At 66.4% G+C, this 21,297-nt stretch carries 22 protein-coding genes; 11 read left to right on the top strand and 11 right to left on the bottom strand.

What is annotated here, in order from left to right:
• Positions 1–244: 244 nt before the first annotated feature.
• Positions 245–574, top strand: a complete 330-nt coding sequence (locus tag AB0B25_RS28555; protein WP_357185841.1) for a hypothetical protein — start codon at positions 245–247, stop codon at positions 572–574.
• 4 nt (positions 575–578) lie between these two features.
• Entirely contained in the window at positions 579–1,049 is a 471-nt protein-coding gene (locus tag AB0B25_RS28550) for an NUDIX domain-containing protein (RefSeq protein ID WP_357185838.1), read from the top strand.
• Between the two features lie 194 nt (positions 1,050–1,243).
• Here AB0B25_RS28550 and AB0B25_RS28545 read toward each other — a convergent pair whose 3' ends face one another.
• The 5 genes from AB0B25_RS28545 to AB0B25_RS28525 all read right to left on the bottom strand — a co-directional run bounded on the left by AB0B25_RS28545 (position 1,244) and on the right by AB0B25_RS28525 (position 6,828).
• A complete protein-coding gene (locus tag AB0B25_RS28545; RefSeq protein WP_357185835.1) occupies positions 1,244–1,942 on the bottom strand; it encodes a hypothetical protein in 699 nt (232 codons plus the stop codon).
• Between the two features lie 97 nt (positions 1,943–2,039).
• Complete coding sequence (locus AB0B25_RS28540) at positions 2,040–2,522, bottom strand: (2Fe-2S)-binding protein (RefSeq protein ID WP_357185833.1); 483 nt, start codon at positions 2,520–2,522, stop codon at positions 2,040–2,042.
• A complete protein-coding gene (locus tag AB0B25_RS28535; RefSeq protein ID WP_357185831.1) occupies positions 2,522–3,451 on the bottom strand; it encodes an FAD binding domain-containing protein in 930 nt (309 codons plus the stop codon). Before AB0B25_RS28535 ends, AB0B25_RS28540 begins: the two co-directional genes overlap by 1 nt.
• 10 nt (positions 3,452–3,461) lie before the next feature.
• The gene (locus tag AB0B25_RS28530) at positions 3,462–5,747 is read right to left on the bottom strand and encodes a xanthine dehydrogenase family protein molybdopterin-binding subunit (protein ID WP_357185828.1); all 2,286 of its coding nucleotides are present in this window, start codon (positions 5,745–5,747) and stop codon (positions 3,462–3,464) included.
• A gap of 523 nt (positions 5,748–6,270) precedes the next feature.
• Complete coding sequence (locus AB0B25_RS28525) at positions 6,271–6,828, bottom strand: TetR/AcrR family transcriptional regulator (protein ID WP_357185825.1); 558 nt, start codon at positions 6,826–6,828, stop codon at positions 6,271–6,273.
• 39 nt (positions 6,829–6,867) lie between these two features.
• Here AB0B25_RS28525 and AB0B25_RS28520 point away from each other — a divergent pair, with 39 nt between their 5' ends.
• Positions 6,868–8,112, top strand: a complete 1,245-nt coding sequence (locus AB0B25_RS28520; protein ID WP_357185822.1) for a KasA/KasB family beta-ketoacyl-ACP synthase — start codon at positions 6,868–6,870, stop codon at positions 8,110–8,112.
• 94 nt (positions 8,113–8,206) lie between these two features.
• Entirely contained in the window at positions 8,207–9,001 is a 795-nt protein-coding gene (locus AB0B25_RS28515) for a thioesterase family protein (RefSeq protein WP_357185819.1), read from the top strand.
• A 16-nt stretch (positions 9,002–9,017) separates the two neighbouring features.
• Here the strand turns inward: AB0B25_RS28515 and AB0B25_RS28510 are convergent, their stop codons facing one another.
• Positions 9,018–9,425, bottom strand: a complete 408-nt coding sequence (locus AB0B25_RS28510; RefSeq protein WP_357185816.1) for a VOC family protein — start codon at positions 9,423–9,425, stop codon at positions 9,018–9,020.
• Positions 9,426–9,515: 90 nt separating this feature from the next.
• Positions 9,516–10,163, bottom strand: coding sequence for a TetR/AcrR family transcriptional regulator (locus AB0B25_RS28505; RefSeq protein ID WP_357185813.1), 648 nt, complete (start codon positions 10,161–10,163; stop codon positions 9,516–9,518).
• A gap of 84 nt (positions 10,164–10,247) precedes the next feature.
• Here AB0B25_RS28505 and AB0B25_RS28500 point away from each other — a divergent pair, with 84 nt between their 5' ends.
• Complete coding sequence (locus AB0B25_RS28500) at positions 10,248–11,330, top strand: epoxide hydrolase family protein (protein ID WP_357185810.1); 1,083 nt, start codon at positions 10,248–10,250, stop codon at positions 11,328–11,330.
• A 227-nt stretch (positions 11,331–11,557) separates the two neighbouring features.
• Positions 11,558–12,181, top strand: a complete 624-nt coding sequence (locus AB0B25_RS28495; protein ID WP_357185807.1) for an SDR family oxidoreductase — start codon at positions 11,558–11,560, stop codon at positions 12,179–12,181.
• Between the two features lie 73 nt (positions 12,182–12,254).
• Here AB0B25_RS28495 and AB0B25_RS28490 read toward each other — a convergent pair whose 3' ends face one another.
• A complete protein-coding gene (locus AB0B25_RS28490) occupies positions 12,255–13,394 on the bottom strand; it encodes a GTP-binding protein (RefSeq protein WP_357185804.1) in 1,140 nt (379 codons plus the stop codon).
• A gap of 90 nt (positions 13,395–13,484) precedes the next feature.
• Between AB0B25_RS28490 and thiD the strand changes: the two genes are divergently transcribed.
• On the top strand, positions 13,485–14,345 hold the full coding sequence (gene thiD / locus AB0B25_RS28485; RefSeq protein ID WP_357185802.1) for a bifunctional hydroxymethylpyrimidine kinase/phosphomethylpyrimidine kinase: 861 nt from the start codon (positions 13,485–13,487) through the stop codon (positions 14,343–14,345).
• Here the strand turns inward: thiD and AB0B25_RS28480 are convergent.
• The 3 genes from AB0B25_RS28480 to AB0B25_RS28470 form a co-directional block, all read right to left on the bottom strand.
• A complete protein-coding gene (locus AB0B25_RS28480; protein WP_357185800.1) occupies positions 14,336–14,692 on the bottom strand; it encodes a hypothetical protein in 357 nt (118 codons plus the stop codon). The two genes, thiD and AB0B25_RS28480, sit on opposite strands and share 10 nt — an antisense overlap.
• A 9-nt stretch (positions 14,693–14,701) precedes the next feature.
• Complete coding sequence (locus AB0B25_RS28475; RefSeq protein WP_357185797.1) at positions 14,702–15,235, bottom strand: SDR family NAD(P)-dependent oxidoreductase; 534 nt, start codon at positions 15,233–15,235, stop codon at positions 14,702–14,704.
• 323 nt (positions 15,236–15,558) lie between these two features.
• Positions 15,559–15,681: a hypothetical protein gene (locus AB0B25_RS28470; RefSeq protein WP_357185794.1), complete on the bottom strand. Its 123-nt coding sequence runs from the start codon at positions 15,679–15,681 to the stop codon at positions 15,559–15,561.
• A gap of 155 nt (positions 15,682–15,836) precedes the next feature.
• On the opposite strand from AB0B25_RS28470, the gene AB0B25_RS28465 reads away from it, so the two are divergent.
• The 4 genes from AB0B25_RS28465 to AB0B25_RS28450 all read left to right on the top strand — a co-directional run bounded on the left by AB0B25_RS28465 (position 15,837) and on the right by AB0B25_RS28450 (position 20,966).
• Positions 15,837–17,204 (top strand): bifunctional glycosyltransferase family 2/GtrA family protein, encoded by a 1,368-nt coding sequence (locus tag AB0B25_RS28465; RefSeq protein ID WP_357185791.1) that lies wholly within the window; start codon positions 15,837–15,839, stop codon positions 17,202–17,204.
• The gene (locus tag AB0B25_RS28460; RefSeq protein ID WP_357185788.1) at positions 17,204–19,294 is read left to right on the top strand and encodes a glycosyltransferase family 39 protein; all 2,091 of its coding nucleotides are present in this window, start codon (positions 17,204–17,206) and stop codon (positions 19,292–19,294) included. Before AB0B25_RS28465 ends, AB0B25_RS28460 begins: the two co-directional genes overlap by 1 nt.
• Positions 19,295–19,579: 285 nt before the next feature.
• The gene (locus AB0B25_RS28455; protein ID WP_357185785.1) at positions 19,580–20,020 is read left to right on the top strand and encodes a MarR family transcriptional regulator; all 441 of its coding nucleotides are present in this window, start codon (positions 19,580–19,582) and stop codon (positions 20,018–20,020) included.
• A 67-nt stretch (positions 20,021–20,087) separates the two neighbouring features.
• Positions 20,088–20,966, top strand: a complete 879-nt coding sequence (locus AB0B25_RS28450) for an SDR family oxidoreductase (protein ID WP_357185782.1) — start codon at positions 20,088–20,090, stop codon at positions 20,964–20,966.
• Positions 20,967–21,297 lie beyond the last annotated feature (331 nt).

The following is a 21,297-nucleotide window of genomic DNA, read 5'->3' as shown; positions in this document are numbered from 1 at the left end:
GCGTCCTGCCATGTCCCTCAGTGTCCCTTCTCGGCCCTCACCAGGCCAAACAAGGACTCTAATACCGAGCGGCCTCATCTATGGGGGACGGCCCATCGGCGTCGATGTTCGTCAACCTGTTCACGCCAGCGCGCGACCACATCGACATCCTGGTTACGCGGCCGTCTTCCTCCATGAGGCATACCCTCGACTCAACGATCTGTTGATCGAACGAGCCGAGGCGGGCTGCGCGATACGGATAGCCGTGGGTGACGCCGACAGCGCCACCGTCCAACAACGGGGCATGGAAGAGAAATTTGGGCACGGCATCGAATCCCGCTGCCGTCTCGCCTTGATGCACTACCGGGCGCTGCCAGCAACGCCGGGCATCGAGCTGCGGACCCACGCCACGACGCTCTACAACAGCATCTTCCGCGCCGACGAAGAAATGTTGGTCAATGCCCACGTTTGGGGAGTGAATGCTTACGGTGCGCCCGTCTGGCATCTGCGCCGTACCCTCGACGGTGGTCTGTTCGACACCTATACCGACAGTTTCAACGCGGTCTGGCAAACGGGCCGACCGGTGAAAGGCTAAGCAGATGGCGTGCACCGAGTTCTATGACGACCCAGCCGCACCAGAGCCGAACCGTCTTGTCGTCGCGGCTTCCGCCGTGGTGTGCGACGACATCGGCCGCATCCTGCTTCAACGGCGCGCTGACAGCGGCCTATGGGCACTGCCCGGCGGCGGCATGGAGATGACCGACAGCCTCCCCGGCTGCGCCGTACGAGAGGTCAAGGAAGAAACCGGTCTCGACATCGAGATCATCGGTCTCGTCGGTACTTACACCGATCCGCGCCACGTAATCGCCTACAGCGATGGCGAGGTCCGACGCCAGTTCAACGTGTGCTTCCTGGCCCATGTCATCGGGGGCAACCTCGCCATCTCCAATGAGTCCACCGAACTACGGTTCGTAGCCCCCGCCGAACTGGACAGCCTCGACATGCACCACACGCAGCGACTCAGGCTGACCCCCTACTTGGAGCGGCGATGTGCGCCATACCTCGGTTGAAGATTCAGCGCAGGCGGATGGCGCGTGGTGTGCGATCGGCGCCGCGCAGCCGCCGCGCGGCAACGTGCACGATCGTCGGCCCAGGTCTCCGGGCAGGCAAGTTCCGGCGAGTGAAGTTGGCCCGGTGCCCGTTGGCCCTCCTGCGCGGTGACCAGGTCGCTTGGGAGGGAACGGCGATGCTGTCCCAGCACCAGTCACAGCCGAACGGCGGTGCTTTCGGCCGAGTTCCACCAGTACCTTGGTACTCCCGCCAGTGCTGGCAAGGGTAGGAAGTCCCAGTGGGTGGGCTGGTTGCCGATTCCTAGGTTGGGGTCGTGTGCGTAGATCCGAGGGTCCCAGGCCGGATCGCCAACGAGTACCCCGCAAAAGCCCAACTCCGACAACGGGATCGACGGCGCAATGCCGCTGTGGTCTGCCGGTCGAGGTATGCGCCATTCCCGTTCATGTGACCAGTCGGACCGATCACTGAACTCGACCGCCCAGGTGCGGAGTCTCGTGTCGTCTTTCAGCACCTTGTACTCGTCGGGCCTGGCGTACCACACTGGACCGCCGCCCGCGTTGTAGACCTCCTGTCGATCGAACATAAGTGCCCATGGCTCGTAGCCGCGGCCTTCGATGAGGTAGCTCACTCCAGCCCACGTTGCCTCAGTCATGCATACCGAGGGCATTCCGCCCGAGTAGGTCACGAACGCCGAAATCGCGCCTTCGGTCAGGATCGACTCCAGGCGGTCGACGGGGCTTAAGGCTCGGATCTCATCGGGCACCCCGATACCAACCGGGCGGTTTCGGGCCACGAAGTGGAGGAAGACCGAGGAAAGATCAGGGTGGGCTATGTCTCGCAGGCCCGCCGGGTCTGCGGCCCGCTGCTCGGCGCCTGCTCGCTGGGTATCCATAGCCGTTATTCCGCTTCAGCAATCGCAGTCGTTACGTTGGACTGTCAGCGAGGACGAGCCACCACTAGTAGACCGACAGGAAAGCGAAGAGAACAGATCAGGATTCGGTGCCGGACTGTTCCCGCGCGACGCGCGCGATCGCACATCGAATCGGTTCGTAGCCGGTGCAGCGACAGATGTTGGACCCGACCAGCCCGGCGATACGGTCGGGGTCGGCGCCGAAGGTGGGGTCCGCGTCGAATGCTTCGACGGCGACCATCAGGAATCCTGGTGTGCAGAAGCCGCATTGCAAGGCGTGTTCGGCGGAAAAGGCGCGTTGCAGCGGGTGCGGTTGACCGTCCGGTCCTGCGAGTGCTTCCACCGTGCGGATCGAGCTGCCGTCGCACTGCACGGCCAGCATCAGGCACGAGCGAACGGCCTGCCCGTCGACCATGATCGTGCAGGCCCCGCACACGCCGTGCTCGCAGCCGAGATGGGTCCCGGTGAGATGACAGTCGTCGCGGAGTACGTCGGCAAGGATGCGCCGGGGTTCGACGTCGAGAGGATGCTGCTCACCGTTGACCGTCAAGGTGATCTTCATCAGCGGGCTCCTCCAGAGGTGGTGGTGCGTGACCGCTCGTCCGCCGCCGCTTGGCACAGTGTCCTGCCGACGAGGATCGCGATGGCATGTCTTTTGTAGTCGACGCCGGCGTACGATTCGGCCACAGGTGCGGCGTCGTATTCAGCGGCGACTTGACCCGCGCGAGCGAACGGGTGGTCTTCGGGAATCCGGTATTCGGCGGGCGGAGCGCCGATCTCGGCGCCGATCAGCGTCTGCTCGGCGGCGTGCGCCCGGATCGGACGGTCAGCCGCATTGACCAGCCCGATCCGTGTCTTGGTGATTACCCCGTCGCGCACTGTCAGGGCGACAGCGACTGCCACCTGCGCGAAGCAGAAGTGTGTGCGCCGATGTTCGATGAAGCCCACGCCGGTGTCGTCATCGAGGAGCGGGAACCGCACCGACGTGATGAGTTCGCAGGGACGACGCGCGGTGCGCATCGCCCCTCGGAAGTAGTCGCGGGCCGCGACCTGTCGCACTCCGTTGGTGTCGTGCAACTCGACATCGGCGTCGAGAGCGACGGCGAGGGCACACCATTCCGAGGCCGGATGCGCCCAGGCCAAACTGCCGACCATGGTCCCGCGGGCACGAATCGGTGGATGGGCGATGTTGACGACGGCACGGGAGAACAAGCTGCCGAGCGGGCCCGGCACCGCATGCTCTTGTTCGAAGGCTCGATGGCGAACCAGGGCGCCTACTCGCAGCGTATGGTCCGCCACGCTCAGAGTGTCGAGTTCGGTGATGCGGTTGATGTCGACAACCAGCTCGGGGTGGATACGGTGCAGATGCATTTCCAGGATCAGGCTCTGCCCCCCGGCGAGGACCCGAGTCTTGCGTCCCGAGTCGGCCAGCGCGTCCAGGGCCTCGGGCACCGTGTGTGGTGCCAGGTAGTCGAAGGTTGCGGGTTTCACCGGGACTCCTTCAAGGTCGGGCGCGGGTCGCTCGCCAGATCAGTTCGGGGGTGAGCGGCATTTGCAGCAGGTCTGGGTCGGCGAGCTGGAGCGCGTCCGCTACGGCGTTGATGATGGCGGCCGGAGTGCCGATGCACCCGGCCTCTCCCGCGCCTTTTGCTCCCAGCGGCGTGGTGGGGCTGGGGGTGCAGGTGTCTTCGATCGCGATCGGGGGGATCTCGGCGGAGGTCGGCAAAAGGTAGTCCAGCAAGCCGTCGGCCAGCAGCGGAACGCCGTCGTCGTCGAATCGGAACCCCTCGTACAGAGCCTGTCCGATGCCCTGGACAGCCGACCCGAAAGCTTGCCCGTGCACGATCGCAGGGTTCAGCACCACGCCGCAGTCGTCTACTGCCACCACTTGCAGTATTCGGACAGTGCCCAACTCGGGGTCGACCTCGGTCACCGCCGCGTGGGTACCGAACGGGAATGCCATTTCAGCGTCGAACCGGTTATCGACTCGCAGCGGCCCGGTGGCCTTCACCAGTTCGGCCAAGTCCATTGCACCGGATCCGCCCCGGGTGGGGTGCACGGTGCCGTGCGACCATTCCACGTCGGTGATCGGCAGGTTCCACAGCTCCGCAGCCCGCTTGCGGGCCGTATCGATAAGCAGGGTCGCGATGTGCTGCAGCGTGGCGCCGGCCATCTGCGCGGATCTGCTGGCGAACGAACCCACGCCTTGGGGCTGTTCGCCTGTGTCCCCTTCGACCAGCCGAACTCGTGCCTCGTCCACCCCGAGCGCCTCGGCGACCAGCGCCGGAAATACCGTCTCGTGGCCTTGGCCGCTGGAGGCTGTGCCGCAATAGGCGACAACCGAGCCGTCCGGATGGGCTTCGATGCTGCCGAACTCGTGCAGTATGCCTGGTTCGCCGCCCGAACGCTCGACATAGCAGGACAGTCCGATCCCCAGCGGTAGAGCACCCGGGTCTGTGCGGCGGCGGGCCTGCTCGGCCCGCCACTTGTCGTAGCCGAGGGTCGCCAAGGCGAGATCGAGGGCGGCGGCGTAGTTCCCGCTGTCGTAGCGGCGATCGGTGGGAGTGTCGTACGGGAAGCTTTCAGGCGGGATGAAGTTGCGTCGCCGTAGTTCCGCGGGATCCATATCGAGCCGACGGGCCAGCGTGTCCATCGTCCGCTCCAACGCGATCGCGGCTTCCGGCCGGCCCGCACCGCGGTAGGGGTAGGTGATCATCGTGTTGGTCAGTATCGAGCGGACCGTCGCATGTACCTTCGGGGTGGCGTACGGTCCTGGCGCCATCAACGCGGTCTGCATCGGCACACCGACTCCGAGGTGCGGATAGGCACCCACATCCGCATCGATTCGCAACTCGTAAGCGAGTAGTCGGCCCTCGGCGTCGGCGGCGAGCCGAACCAGCTGGTCCTGCCCCCGGCCTCGGGTCGCGACCAGCATCGACTCCATCCTGTCCTCGATCCAGCGCACCGGCCGGCCCAGCTCGAGCGCCAGGAAGACCACCGCGACGAACTCCGGGAACGAAGCGCTCTTGGAACCGAACGCGCCCCCGGTGTCGGGCACCACGACACGCACCCGGTCGGTCGACCAACCCAACATCGCGGCCAGTTCACGGCGTAACCGATGTGGCATCTGGTGCCCCGCCCACACCGTCAGCCGATCACCGTCGGGTACCGCGAGAATGGTCCGGCATTCCATCGGGGTCGGCATCAGTAATTGCTGCCGATATCGAGCCTCGACGACGGCCGCCGCCCGCCGCCACACCGAGTTGTCGATAGGTGTCCCGGCCGAGCCCTCGAACACGATGTTGCTCAACCCCTCGAACAGCGGAACCGAATCGTCCGCCGCGCGCGACGGGGTCACGACCGCGGGCAACGGATCGATCCGGAAGCTGACTGCGGCGGCCCCGTCCTCGGCTCGGTAGCGGTCTTCCCCGACCACGACGGCGATCGCTTCACCCGGATAGCGCAACCGGTCCTTCGCCAGCGCGTGCCAGACTCGACCGTCCACCGCCTCATCGGTGGACGAATCGGCGAGCAACGGATGGGGGACGGGGGGAAGATCGTGCAGTTCGGCAGCGGATCGAGCGCATGCCGGCATCCCCTCGAGATCCGCACCGGACCAGACCCCGACCACCCCGGGCACACGCCGAGCGGCGGTGCAGTCGATTGTCCGGAGGGTTCCATGTGCGACCGGGCTTCGGACGAAGGCCGCATCCAGACAACCAGGCACTTCGATATCGGCAACGTACCGGCCGGCGCCAGTGAGGAACCGTTCGTCCTCGCGTCTCATCCACGGACCCACCTGCATACCTCGCCTTCGTGAACGGGGCGTGACCGATGCAGGAACCACATGCCCAAGAGGTTGTGAACATCATGGTCCAGATACAGCAAAATCTTCGCGCGTACCGTCCGCGCAGGCGACGGCACCGAATCTGAACCGAGTTTACCCATCACTGGTGGCCTCCCACCGGGCGAACCGCACCCGGTTTCGGCAAGTGACAGCGGGGCGGAGCCGGTCCTCCCGGCTGGTAGATCTCGTGCGATGCCAGCACGACGTGGGTGATGCCGAGGCCGACGCGATCGTGCGCGGTTTCGCACGTAGCGGCGGTGTCAGCGACGATCGGCTGAACCGATCGGGTTTTCTCGGCGGGATCGCGTCTGATGGCGACGCAGTGCGCGTCGAGTACCCGACTGCGCTCGGCGATGAACTCGATCGTGTCGGGCCCCCGAGGACTGGTGACTCCCGGGCCGTCGAGTTCCTTCCGAAAGCCGTGGCATCGAAGGCGCCATCGCCCGACGCCTTGCGCCCTCCCCTACCGCACGGTCTGGTCGATCAGGCGGCGGGCGGCGCGATCGGTGCGATCGACATCGCCGGTGATCAAACGATCCTGCAGGATGCCGCGCAGACCCGAGATGAGCAGGGTCGCGACGACGTCCGGGTCGTCGACCGACCGTAGGCCGCGCAGCCCTTCGGTCAGTGCGTCGACGAAGGTGACGATGGCCGACTCGGCGTAGTCGGCATAGGGACTATGCGGGGCACAGGCCGCGCCGAGAACCTGCAGCATCACCTTGACGCTCATGCTTCCCTCGCCCGACGTATTCGCCGTCCAGAAATCCCAGAGCCGGTCACGTAGTGCCGCCGGCTCCGCGATATCGGCGAACACGGCGGCGATATCGGGTCGCTGCGTTGCCAGCGCCTGGACCAGCAGTTCTTCTTTGGTCGTGAAGTAGTAGATCAGCATGCGTGAGCTGGTGCCGAGTTCGGCCGCGAGCGGGCGCAGGGACAGATCCGCGAGGCCGTGGTCGGCGATATAGCGCACGACGGCGGCGAGTAACTCGGCGCGTTTGACGTGGTCGAGAGGGCGGGCCATGAGTTGACTGTAGCGACCGGTACAGGTATTCATGACATCGTGACTGTAACAATCGCTTCAGAAACTCGGGATTCAGTCGTCGTCACCGGTTACGCGGCCACCACGTCGCTCGCCGACAGCATGGACGCGACCTGGTCCGGGTTACTGGCGGGACACAGCGGGATCGGCGTGCTCGACGACGACTTCGTGACCGAGTTCGACCTGCCGGTCCGCATCGGCGGCAAGCTGAAGGCGCAACCCGGCGTCCAGCTGACCAGGGTGGAGCAGCGCAGACATTCCTACGTCGAGCAGATGGCGCTGGTCCTCGGCCGCCGGGCGTGGCACTCGGCGGGCGCTCCCGACCTCGATGGCGAGCGGCTGGCGGTCGCCATCGGCACCGGGCTGGGCGGTGGCGACGCGCTGATCGCCGCGGTCGACGCGATGCGCGACGGCGGGTACCGGAAGGTTTCGCCGATGTCGGTGCCGATGGTGATGCCGAACGGGCCTGCGGCCACCGTCGGGCTGGAAATCGGGGCCAAGGCGGGAGTCTTCGCTCCCGTCTCGGCCTGCTCGTCCGGTTCGGAGGCCATCGCGCACGCCTGGCGACTGATCACCACGGGAGAGGCGGACGTCGTGGTAGCAGGCGGCGTGGAAGGCCACATCCACGCCGTGCCCATCGCCAGTTTCGCCATGATGCGCGCGATGAGCACCCGCAACGACGAACCCGAGCGCGCCTCCCGCCCGTTCGACCGGGACCGCGACGGCTTCGTGTTCGGCGAGGCGGGCGCGCTCATGGTGCTGGAATCGGAGCGGCACGCCCGCGCCCGCGGCGCCGTCGTCCACGGCAGGGTGCTCGGTGCGGGCATCACCTCCGACGCCTACCACATCGTCGCCTCCGAGCCGGCAGGCATCGGCGCCGCCCGCGCCATGCGCGCGGCGATCAGCGCCGCCGGACTTCAGGTTTCGGATATCCAGCATGTCAACGCACATGCCACGTCCACATCGATCGGCGACGCCTCGGAGGCCAACGCGATCGCCTCCGTCACCCCCCACGCCTCGGTCTATGCCCCGAAATCCGCGCTCGGGCATTCGATCGGAGCGGTCGGCGCCCTCGAATCCCTGGTGACCATGCTGACCTTGCGTGACCAGACCGTCCCGCCCACGCTGAACCTCGACAACCGAGACCCGGCGATCGATCTGGACATCGTCACGGGCGGCCCGCGCGCGCAGCGCATCGACTTCGCACTGAACAACTCGTTCGGCTTCGGCGGTCACAATGTCGCCCTCGCGTTCGGACGGGCCTGACCGCAGCCCTGCCGCCCGACCCGGATACCGTCGTAGCACAGACCGAGCAACTCGTCGACCGGTAGCGCGGCCGGTCCGAAGGACGGACACCGACGTGAGCGACGCCTTCTACCTACCCGATCCGGCGGATCCGCAGCGGTTCGTCTCGACCGAACTCACCCGCGGTCCCTGGTCGCCCGACGCCCAGCACGCGGGCCCGCCCTCAGCGCTGCTCGGTCACGTGATCGAGCGGTGCGAGCCGCGACCAGGGTTCCAGGTCGGGCGGGTCGCGGTCGAGATCCTCGGTCCGGTGCCACTGGAACCACTCGCCGTGCAGGCGCGCGTCCTGCGCCCCGGCCGCAGCGTGGAACTGATCGAGGCGACGATTTCCACCGACCGTGGACCGGTGATGCGGGCGAATGCCTGGCGCTTCAAGCTGGCCGAGCCGGAATTGGCCTTGCCCGAACGCTTCCTGCCGACCGGCGCCCGACCTGGACCCGATCAGGCGGCGGTGCCTGCACCGTTCCCGTCCACCCAGCCGGTCGGCTTCCACACTGCTATCGAATACCGTTTCGTCACTGGCTCTTTCGTCGAACCGGGCCCCGCGATCTGCTGGATCCGGCTCAAATACCCGATCGTGGCGGGCACCGTCCCGAGCCCACTGGAGCGCACCCTCGCCGCCGCCGATTCCGGCAACGGCGTCAGCGCGGTTCTCGACTGGTCTCGATACCTGTTCATCAACACCGACCTGACGGTCTCGCTGTACCGCCAGCCGGTGGGCGAATGGGTGTGCCTCGATGCCGTCACCTACCCCCAACCCCACGGCATAGGTTTGGCCGAATCGGCACTCTACGACGAAAATGGGCCACTAGGCCGCAGCACGCAAACCCTCTTCATCGCCGCCCGATAGCCGCCCGCCGTCGCATTCAGCGACGTGTGGAGATCTGTTGGACGGCCCAGCCGTTGTCGTCGGGATCGGTGAAAAAGAAGAAGCCGACGTTATCCAACGGGTCGGGCATGGCCGTGGAATTTTCGCCGAGGACCTTGATGTCGGTCACCTCGACGCCGCGAGAGACCAACTCGGCGTGCGCCGCTCGCAGATCGTTGACCACGAGTTGCAGTCCCTGCTGCGATCCGGGCGGCATGTCCGGCACCGCGCCGCGCCCGATCACGATGGAGCACCCCGAGCCCGACGGCGTGAGCTGCACGATCCGGCTATCGGCGGCGATCTTCGTATCATGGTCGACGGCGAAGCCGAGCTTTCGCGCGTAGAAATCCTTGGCCCGGTCGATATCCGACACAGGCACGATCACGACCTCGAGCGTCCAGTTCATTGCGAATCCTCTCTTGGCTGCGGACAACGGTATCGGTACCAGTGCAGACCGTGCCCCGGCCGGAATTTCATCGGCGCGGTACCGACCTGCTCACTGTCGCCGTTCCCAGCGCCAAGCGAACTCACCCTCCTCGGGCGGGGGGCCGGGTAGCGCACCGTCCGCGGCCAGGCCCGCCACCAGCATGGCGAGCACTCGGCGGCGCAGTTGTGCGGTGCGCTCCCGGTCCGGCAGCGCAATGGCCGCGCATGACTCCAGGACCAGCCCGAGGTCTTGCGGGTTCACCTCCCGGCGCAGGGTGCCGGTGGCGTGCGCGCGGCGCACGAGTTCGGCGGTCACCTCCCCCGCGTGCACGATGTCGGGCAGCATCGATTCATCCGGCGTGAAGGTACCCGCGAGATGCACGGTCAGCGAGTGCACATCCGCGTCGACCACCCGGGCCAGGAATCCGACCAGCCCCCGCCAACCATCCGAATCCTTCAGCGCCGCATCGGCTTCCGCGTTGTATCGGCGCAGGCCGTCATGACAGAGGGTGCGTAGCAGCACATCCTTGCTCGGATAGCGGCGATACAGCGCACTGATCCCGACGCCCGCGCGTTCGGCGACGGCGGCGATCGGGGCATTGGCATCGGCGAGGAACACCGCGCGGGCAGCGTCCAGGATCAACCCGTCGTTGCGGGCGGCCTGCGCCTTACGGCCCGGCAAGCCCTTCTGAGCTGGGACGTCGGATGTCTTCGGCATGAAGTTCAGGATAGCACTTGAAACGGAATAATCCGTTCTGATAGGTTCAAACAGAACGAAGCATTCCGTTTCAGAGGAGTAGACATGACCGCGATCGCCCCCTTCCGCATCGCCATCGACCAGACCGACCTCGACGACCTGCGGGACCGGCTGACCCGCACCCGCTGGGCCGAGCAGATCCCCGGCTCGGGCGACACCTACGGGGTGAGCGTCGACCGCGTTCGACACCTGGTCGACTACTGGCGCGACGGGTTCGACTGGCGCGAGGTCGAGGAGTCGTTGAATGCCTACCCGCAATTCACCACCGAGATCGACGGGCAGAACATCCACTTCCTGCATGTGAAATCGACACAGGACAACGCCTTTCCGCTGATCCTCACGCACGGATGGCCAGGAACCTTCGTCGAGTTCCTCGGTGTCATCGAGCCGCTCACCGCAGCCGGGTTCGATCTCGTGATCCCCTCCGTGCCGGGATACGGATTCTCCGGTCCGACGACAACATCCGGCTGGAACGATGCCAGGATCGGACGCGCCTGGGCGGAGTTGATGCGCCGTCTCGGGTACGCCCGATACGGCGCCGCGGGTAACGACGGTGGTGCGGCGATCTCGCCGGAGGTCGGCAGGGCGGCACCGGACAACGTGGTCGGCGTGCACGTCACGCAGGTGTACTCGTTCCCCTCCGGCGATCCCGCCGAACTGGCGGATCTCGACGAGAGCGAGCAGCAGTCGTTGGCAACATTGGAGTGGTTCGTCGCGAACAAGATGGGTTTCAACGTCCTGCAGTCGCAGCAGCCGCAGACGTTGGCGCACGCGATCATGGATTCACCCGCCGGACTGGTCGGCTGGAACGCCCAACTGCTCGGTCCCGACCTGGACGACGATTTCGTGGTGACCAATATCGCGATCCATTGGCTCACGGCCACGGCGGGTTCGGCGATCCGGCACTACTACGAGAAGGACAAGGCCGCGCCCCCGGTCGAGCCGACCACGGTTCCACTGGCACTCTGCGGTTCCACGGGCGACTTCCACGGCATCCGGCGCTTCGCCGAGCGCGACCACGACATCGTGTCGTGGCGGACGCACGACGTGTTCACCCACTACCTGCACCACGTCGCGCCCGACTTGATGGCGAGTGAGATCACCGAATTCTTCGCGCACTATCGCTGATCGTTCGTCCCGAGGCCGCGGCCCGCATCCGATCAGATGCGGGCCACCCTCGAGGCACAAAAAGTATTCGGTGACGCCAGGAGTTTCGTGACCGCTATCAAGCCCTTCTGGATCGACGTCGAGACGGTCGCTTATGCCATCGAGACTCATAGCGATGGTTCGCCTCGATCCCCGCTGATGTACTGGGTTCGACAACAGCTCAACAGCTTTGGATCGAGGAGCACACCATGAGAATCGCAGTCTTCGGAGCCACCGGCACCGTCGGCCGTCTGGTCGTCGAGCAGGCTCTTCGGCAGGGACACGAGGTGACCGCGTTCACCCGCAGCGCGACCGGGATCACGCAGCGGCACGAGCGGCTGCACGTGTGGGAAGGCGATGTGCTGGACACGAATTCGGTGGAGCGCGCGGTGCGTGGCCGGGACGCGGTGCTGGTCTCGCTCGGCAACGGCCGCAAGGGTGTCGTCCGGGCCGAGGGCACCAAGGCGGTCATCGCGGCGATGGAGCGGACCGGCGTGCGGCGACTGATCTGCCAGACCACGCTCGGGGTCGGCGACAGTAGAGGCAACCTGAACTTCCTCTGGAAGTACGTGATGTTCGGCCTGCTGCTGCGCCAGGCGTACGCCGACCACGTGCGGCAGGAGGCATATGTCCGAGCCAGCGACCTGGAGTGGACCCTCGTGCGGCCGAGCGCCTTCACGGACGGGCCGCGCACGAGCGACTATCGGCGCGGCTTCCCCGCCGAGGAACGCGGCCTCACGCTGCGGATCTCCCGCGCCGACATCGCGGACTTCATGGTCGAACAGCTGACCGACGCGACTTACGTTCGCCGAGCGCCCGGCATCTCGCACTGAGCGGCCGCGGTACCGCAGCCGACCCGCACCCCGGAGAACCGGGTCCGTGCGTCGCGGTCACGGCACGACCGCGTCAGGCGTGCTCGTGCAACTCGCCCCAGGCAGGGAAGGGATCGGGATATTCGACCCATGCGGCTACCCCCTCCGCGAACTCCGCATCGGTGAGCAGGGCAGCGTCGAGGAGCGCACGCACCTTGTCGCACTCCAACTCGATACCGATGAAGACCAGTTCCTGCCCCGCCGGCACTTCCAGCGACGACCACCAGGCCGCGGGTTCGAAGACCAGGTTCGGGCCGGCCTGCGACCAGATCGCGGCGAGTGACGGTCGGCTGGCGATCCAGCAGAATCCTTTGCTGCGCAACAGCCCTCGCAGTTGCCGCAGTGTCTCCGACAGCCGCAGCGGGTGAAACGGCCGGTCGGCGGTGTAGGTGAGGCTGCGGATGCCGTACTCCTCGGTCTCCGGCGTATGCCCGCCGGCGAGCTCCTCGTCCCACCCCTCCGCCTCGGCCGCGACCACCGGGTTGTAGCGGCCGGTGTTCAACACTTCGGACAGATCGACGACACCATTGCTGGTGCGCAGCACATGAGCGCGCGGATTGAGTTTGCGCACCGCGGCTGATACCGCACCCACGGTCGCGGGACTGACCAGGTCGGTCTTGTTGACCAGCAGGACATCGGCGAACTCCACCTGGTCCACCAGCAGATCGGCGATGGTGCGCGCATCCTCGTCGGCCGCGTGCAGATTCCGCTCGGCCAGCGCCTGCCCGCGCGCGACCTCGGCGAGGAACGTCGAGGCGTCGACCACGGTCACCATGGTGTCCAAGCGCGCGATATCGCCGAGGGTGGATCCGTCCTCGAACTCCCAGTCGAAGGTCGCCGCCACCGGCATCGGCTCGGAGATCCCGGTCGACTCGATCACCACGTGGTCGAACCGGCCCGCACGGGCGAGCTTGCCGACGGCCTCGATCAGGTCTTCGCGCAGCGTGCAGCAGATGCAGCCGTTGGTCAGCTCGACCAGCTTCTCCTCGGTCCGATCGAGGTAGCCCTGCCCCGCGACCAGCGCGGCATCGATGTTCACCGCACTCATGTCATTGACGATGACCGCCACCCGACGGCCGTCTCGGTTGGCGAGGATGTGATTGAGCAGCGTCGTCTTGCCCGCACCGAGGAAACCGGACAGCACGGTGACGGGAAGCAGATCGGAGTTCGTCATCCACTAATGATAACGATTTTCATTTGCTCCAAGATGGGTGGGTCATGGTTGCCAGTGGCGACAGGGTCGGGCCGCCGTAGGGTTTGTCTCGTGAAACTGCTGCCATTGCCCGCCGAGGGGCAAACCCCCGCCCGGGTGCTCACCATTGCCGGGACCGACTCCGGCGGAGGCGCCGGAATCCAGGCCGATACCCGAACCATGGCACTGTGCGGCGTACACGCGCTGGTCGCGGTGGCGGCGGTGACCGTGCAGAACTCGGTGGGCGTCAGCGGCTTTCACGAGATACCGCCACAGATCGTCGCCGACCAGGTGCGCTCGGTCGTGCACGATATCGGCGTCGGCGCGGCCAAGACCGGCATGCTGGCTTCCACCGCGATCATCGAGGCCGTGGCGGCGGTCTGCCAGGAGGTCGGTATCGGCGGCGACGGCCCGATTCCGCTGGTCGTCGATCCGGTCGCGGCGTCGATGCATGGCGACTCGCTGCTGCACGCGGAGGCGCTGGACGCAGTCCGCCACACGCTGATCCCGCTCGCGACCGTCGTGACGCCGAACCTGGACGAAGTCAGGCTGATCACGGGTATTCACGTCGACGACGAGGATTCGGCCCGGCGCGCGGCCGAGGCACTGCACAAGCTCGGGCCGAAGTGGGCGATCGTCAAGGGCGGACACCTGCGCTCCTCGGAGTACAGCACCGACCTGCTGTTCGACGGCGAGGACTTCCTGGAGTTCACCGCCCCCCGCATCACGACCGGCAACGACCATGGCGGCGGCGACACCTTGGCCGCCGCGATCGCCTGCGCGCTCGCGCACGGTTACCCGGTTCCCGAGGCCGTCGAGTTCGCGAAGGAATGGACCTACCGCTGTCTGGCCGCGTCCTACGATCTCGGCGCGGGCCACGGCCCGGTGTCGCCGCTGTGGCGGCTACATCGTGTTTCGGACACTCATCCCTGAGGTCGTGCGGCCACCGAATTCCGCTGCCCGGCACCGGTTCGCAACATCACCCCCGGCCCGGTGCCGCCCACGTCGGTGAAGCCATACCGTGCCGAGAGTTCCGCAGTGGTCTCGGTTCCGCCCGATCGTTCCAGAATCTCAGGATCGCTCGCCAGCGCGGCAACGCCCCGGCCGACGAACCGCGGCGACTCGGCATGCGAGACATCGAACATTCCCTCGCCCGGTAGGTCGACAACGGTTCGGCCGTCGTCGGTGGTCCGAGTCGCGGTGGCCAACAGCTCGGTATGCACCAGTCCAGGCCAGACCGACACCACCGCGATACCTCGTGGCCGCAGCTCGACCGCCATATCGGTCCGTCATCTTGTCCAGTGCCGCTTTCCGACGCCATACACCACGTTGTGCCCGTACGAGACCGCACCCGACGAGGAGATATTGACAACCACTCCCGGCTGTTGCGCCTTGAACAACAGCGGAGCGGCGTACACGCAGGCGACGTAGTGGGAGCGGAGCCCGATCCCGAGCACTTGATCCCACGCGCCCAGCGGTAACTCCCAGAACGAGCGGTGCAGCCATGCGGCGAGATCCGGCGCGGAGAAGACATTGTTCACCAGGATGTCGAGCTGTCCCTGCTCCGCTTCGACCTGCGCGAAAAGCGCCGCCACTTGGTCGTCGTCGTGGTGGTCGCAGCGCACCGGGATGCCGAGACCGCCGAGCGCGGTGACCTCCGCCGCGGTTTCGGTGATCGTGCCGGGCAGCGGCCCGGGGGAGACGGTGCGACCGGTGAGATACACCGTCGCGCCCGCGGCGCCGAGCTCGAGCGCTACGCCTTTGCCCACACCTCTACTCGCGCCGGTGACAACGGCGACTTTTCCGGACAGCTGCAAGGGCATGGATTCCTCCGGTGCGAATGGGCGCCCACAGCTCTACTCCGAACAGGTCACCGGCTGTCTGATTGTGCGCCGCGTCACGCAATCATCGAGTAAGCGATAACCGACCGCAACTCGAGCCATCTGTCGGGTTCGGCCCGTGCGACGACGAGGCCGCGTCCTTGCCGAGGGTCGCGATCCGACCGTCGACCGCCGCCGAACGATCGGCGCGAATTCGGTTGGGGCCGAATCGAAGGCCATCGACGGAGGCGTCTTCGTGATCGCGGATCATGCCGTACCGCTCCCCGATCACCGTTGGGCTGCACCGACTTTCGCCAGCGGCACAGTCAGCGCTTCTTGGGATCTATGGTGGGCTCCCCCGCGGACTTGGACTTCTTCGCCGCTCGCTTCTCCTTGATCGACTTTCCGGACTTCTTGGACATCGAGCTGCGCGGAGATTTGTCGGACATCGTGGTCCTTTGCTCGGAGAACCTGAATGGTCCCGCTGTCGTCGACCGTACGCTACGTCGACGTGGCGTGGCGCGACACCGTCGCCGATTCACACCCAGGAACCTCACAGCTGGACCCCAGCTCCGCTGCAGTGTGGCGGTCGAGGGTGGTTCGTATGACCGAGACTGTGACCGTCGCGGCGGCGGAACGAACCGAAACCACGGGTGCGCCCGTGCTGGACGTGGTGATACCCGTCTACAACGAAGAGTCCGACCTCGGAGTGTGCGTACGCAGGCTGCACGCCTATCTGCGCGACGGGTTTCCGTTCCCGGCGCGGATCACGGTCGCCGACAATGCGAGCACCGACGAGACGCTCAGGGTCGCGCGGTTGCTCGCCGCGGAGTTGGGCGACGTCAGCGTGGTGCACCTGGCGGCCAAAGGCCGCGGACGGGCGCTACGCGCGGTGTGGGAACGGTCCGACGCACAGGTCGTCGCCTATATGGACGTCGACCTGTCCACCGACCTGAACGCGCTACTTCCGCTGGTCGCGCCGCTGATCACCGGACATTCCGACCTGGCCATCGGTACCCGGCTCAGCTCCTCGTCGCGGGTGGTGCGCGGACCCAAGCGCGAAATCATCTCCCGCTGCTACAACCTGCTGTTGAAAGCCTCACTGCGGGCGCACTTCTCGGACGCGCAGTGCGGATTCAAGGCGATGCGCGCCGACGTCGCGCGACGTCTGCTCCCGCTGGTGCGCGATGGTGAATGGTTTTTCGACACCGAACTGCTCGTGCTCGCCGAACGGGCCGGGCTGCGCATCCACGAGGTGCCGGTGGATTGGATCGACGATCCCGACAGCCGGGTCGACATCATCGACACCGCACGCAAGGATCTGCTCGGCATCGGGCGGCTCGGACGGGCGCTGGCCGCCGGGGCGCTGCCGTTGGAGGAGTTGCGCCAGGCGGTGGGCCGAGAACCGCTGGTACCCGGAGTACCGCTGGGCATGATCGGACAACTGGTGCGCTTCGCGATTGTCGGCGTGCTGAGCACGCTGGCCTACCTATTGCTCTATGTCGTGTCGCAACCGTTCGTCGGCGCACAGGCGGCCAACCTCGCGGCGCTGCTCATCACCGCCGTGGCGAACACCGCGGCCAACCGAGCTTTCACCTTCGGAGTGCGCGGCGCAACCGGCGTCGTATCGCATCAGTTCCAAGGGCTGGTGATCTTCGCGATCGGGTTGGCCTTGACCAGCGGATCACTGTTCGCGTTGCAGCACTCGGCGCCGGAGTCCTCGGTGCACCTGGAACTGTTCGTCCTGGTATCGGCCAATCTGGTGGCGACGCTGCTGCGGTTCGTCGGACTGCGCTGGGTGTTCCGGGATAGCGCGGGCGTCGATCGCGCGACCGCGACCGGACCACGAGCCCCCGCACCCACTGGACACGCTGTCCCACCGCCGCGATCGCACGTGAGCCGCGAGCCATGGACCGCGAATTCGGTTCGTACCGCGGCGAATATCGAACTCGACAAGGAAGGGACTCACTGATGACGGCGACACTCGCTGCGCCGCCGGTCGTGGCCGAACCGCGGCCGACCCCGAGGCGCACAGTCGGCTGGGAATATCCGGCACTGGCGACGCTGCTGATCACCACCACGGTCGCCTACCTGTGCAACCTGAGCGCAAACGGATGGGCGAACGCGTTCTATTCCGCTGCCGTGCAGGCGGGTTCGGTGTCGTGGAAGGCGTTCTTCTTCGGATCGTCGGACGCGGCGAACTCGATCACCGTGGACAAGCCGCCGGCATCACTGTGGTTGATGGAACTCTCGGTGCGGGCATTCGGGCTCAACAGCTGGAGCATCCTGGTGCCGGAGGTGCTGCTGGGTGTAGCCGGGGTGACGCTCGTATGGGCCACGGTGCGTGGAACTTTCGGCCCTGGAGCCGGTCTGCTCGCCGGGTTGACGCTTGCGGTGACTCCCATTGCCGCGATGATGTTCCGGTTCAACAATCCCGACGCGCTACTGGTGTTCCTGATGATCGCCGCCGCATGGGCGATGCTGCGAGCGGTGGAGGACGGACGGTGGCGCTGGTTGGCACTCACCGGTGCGCTGATCGGATTGGGTTTCCTCACCAAACAATTACAGGTGCTGCTGGTAGTTCCCGCGCTGGCGCTGACCTACCTGGTCGCCGGTCCGCCGAAGCTCGGCACACGCATCGCGCAGCTGTTCGCCGCAGGCGCGACGATGCTGCTCGCCGCGGGCTGGTGGCTGTTGACCGTCGAGTTGTGGCCGGCCTCCTCGCGGCCGTGGATCGGTGGCTCGCACGAGAATTCGATCCTGGAGCTGACCCTCGGCTACAACGGGCTCGGTCGGCTCAACGGTAATGAGCGCGGCAGCGTCGGTCCCGGTGGCGACCTTCCACCCGGCGGCAACGGCATGTGGGGCAGCACCGGCATCACGCGCATGTTCGAGCCCGCGCAGGGCGGCCAGATCGCCTGGCTGATCCCAGCGGCATTGGTCGCGTTGATCGTCGGAATCCTGGTGCGCGGTAGGGCCGCGCGGACCGACCGTCAGCGAGCCGCACTCATCTTGTGGGGCAGCTGGCTGCTGGTGACCGGACTGGTGTTCAGTTTCATGGCGGGCATCTTCCACCAGTACTACACGGTGGCCCTTGCTCCGGCGATCGCCGCACTGGTCGGCGCGGGAGCGGTATCGCTGTGGCGCGAACGGCACCGGATTGCGATGCGACTCGCCATGGCGCTCGCGGTCGGTCTCAGCACGGCGACGGCGTGGATGCTGTTGTCCCGCAGTCCCGAATGGCAGCCGTGGCTGCGCTGGACCGTGCTGATCGTGGGCGTGCTCGCGACGATCTCCGTCCTCTTTCCCGCGCCACGGAAGTTGGCCGTGGTGTCCGCGCTGGCGGTCGCATACACCGGGCTGGCCGGGCCGGTGGCCTACGCTGTCGACACCATCGCCACGCCACACGCCGGGGGGATGCCCTCGGCCGGGCCGAACGTCGCGATGCGCGGGCACCGACCACCGTGGGGCGAGGGGATGAACGGCATGGGTGGCCGCGCCGGTCGGGCGCCGGGGCAGCCAGGGGGCGGCGCGCCGACTGGGGGCTCAGCAGAATCGATGCCGATGCCCGGTGGGCAGACACCGGCAGGACGGCCGCAGGGCGCAATGCCCGGCGGTCAGCAAGCCCGGCAAGGCGCCGGCCAGCCGCCGGGAATGCCCGGCGGCAGAGCGGGCGACGGCGGCCGTGGCGGTGGGTTCGGTGGACTTCTCGGCGCCGAGGAGCCCAGCGCACAACTGGTGTCCCTGCTCGAACAGAACAGCGGCAGTTACACGTGGGTAGCCGCGGCTATCGGCTCGAACAGCGCCGCCGGCGTGCAGTTGGCCACCGAGCTGCCCGTGATGCCGGTCGGCGGCTTCAACGGCAGTGACCCGTCGCCGACCCTGGAGCAGTTCAAACAGTATGCCGCCGAAGGAAAGATCCATTACTTCATCGGCGGCGGCCGCGGCCCGGGTTCGTCGGAGTCGTCCATCAGCGCGCGGATCGCGCAGTGGGTGCGGGAGAACTTCACCGCCGTGGAGGTGGACAGCGTCACCCTGTACGACCTGACCGCTATCCACTGAGTCGTCGCGATGCGTCCCCGCGTCTGCGGGGCGCGCATCGCGATTCCGGCGTTCGGTGCAACTGCCGATCCCGCCGGACACCGCCTCCGCACCGGTGCCGCACGTCGGCGGCGGTGCGGAGGCAACTGCCTCGGGTTCGTCGTCCAACCAGCGGCCGTGCGGTATTCCGGAAGGTTCCTGCTCGCTCCGCCGAATGCCCGGACGATGGCAACCGATCCCCGGGGCACTCACCCGTCTGGGCGAGCCACGTTCGACCCGATTTGATGTATATGCAACACTGGGGATGTGAGCACCTCCTCCATCGACGAGATCGTGGGCGACTGCCTGGCGGTGAGAGCCCGGCTGATCAGCCGGGCTCTCACCAGCCTCTACGACGGCGCCCTCAACAGTCATGGTCTGACGATTGCCCAGGTCAACCTCCTGGCCGCCCTGGGCAAGGTCGGCCCGTGTCCACCATCAAAGCTTGGCGACATATTGCAACTGGAGAGGTCCACGGTCAGTCGAAATTTGAATCTACTGCTGAAACACGGCTGGATCGAGGCCTCGTCGTCTGATGCAAAAGGGATGCGGGAGGTTGTACTCACCCGCGCCGGCCAGGCCAAGATCGAGTCCGTGCTGCCCGAGTGGCGGCATGCTCAGCGGCAGGCCGCGCAACTCCTCGGGTCGACGGGCGTCCACGCGGTTCAGGGGATTGCGAGCAGCATGGGGTACGCGCCAGACGCCTAGGTAAGAGAGGCGACCGCGCTCATCCCCACCGGCCATATGTTGTATATACATCACGAAAGGAAAGCTCATGAACACAGACTTCGCGAACAAGGTGGTACTGGTCACGGGCGCGTCCGGAGGAATCGGGAAAGCCGTCGCGCTGGCGTTTGCCCAGGGAGGAGCACAGTTGGTCCTCGCGGCCCGCTCGGTCGACCGACTCGCTCAGGTAGAGAAAGAAATTCGCGATCTGGGCGCGGCAACGCTGACGGTGCCGACCGACGTAACCTCCCACGATGCGGTGGTAACCCTCGTAGACGCCGCGATGAACCGATTCGGAAGAATCGACGTCCTGGTGAACGACGCTGGAATCGGGAAGGTGGGCGTTGTCGAATCGGCGGCGTTCGAAGACAACGTCCACCGGACACTGCAGGCGAGCCTTTTCGGGATGATCGACGTGACGCAACGCGTACTTCCGATATTTCGGCGACAGGGGTCGGGCGCGATCGTCAACATGTCGTCGGTGATGGGACGCAAAGCGTTCTCTCGATTCGGCTCATACGCCATCGTGATGCACGCGGTCTCCGCATTCTCCGACAGTCTCCGCCAAGAGGTCGCCGACGGCGATATTCGGGTCTCGGTGATCTATCCGGCGCTCACTGCCACCGACCTGTTGCGGGATGCGAAGGAAGCTGAGATGCCTCCCCCGTTCCGGCACATGACACCGCTGTCGCCGGAAGATGTCGCGCAAGCTGTCGTGGGCGCGGTTCGGCGCGGAAAGCGCCGTGTCGTGTTGCCGCGAACGGCGAATATGCTGCTGCTCGGCGAGGCTTTGTCACCTCGCATCGGCGACTCGATCGCCACCGCTCTCACGCTGCGGCCCATCACCAGATTGCTCGGGATGAGCCGCGGAAAGACCTACCACGAGACGATCTCGGGTCGCCCGAATCCGGTCGAGCAACCTGGGTGAGTCGACAACATCGGTGACACCTGCGCCCGCACAGGAGAACTGGTGCAGACCAACAGCGAAGAATTCGACCAGGCCCAACGATGCGCCGAGTGGGGATCGACATCGCTTCCCGCACCCGGTCCGGCTTATCCGCGCGCCGCGCGGCGCCACCAGTGACACGATCCAGGCTGTGCGCGACTGCGCCGTGTGGAATCGGAGAAAGGCAACGATGACCTGAAAATTGTTGGCGTGTCGCGGAACTCAGGCGATGATGATCGGTGTGTGACGGCTCCGCGCCGGAGCCGTGGCCGCAGCCACCATCAGGTCACGCGTCCACTGCGAACAATCAGGG

Source organism: Nocardia sp. NPDC049190 (assembly GCF_040648115.1).
In the GTDB taxonomy this organism is placed as follows: Bacteria; Actinomycetota; Actinomycetes; order Mycobacteriales; family Mycobacteriaceae; genus Nocardia.
Note: the sequence above shows the minus strand (reverse complement) of the source record. Positions and strands in the feature narration are given on the sequence as shown.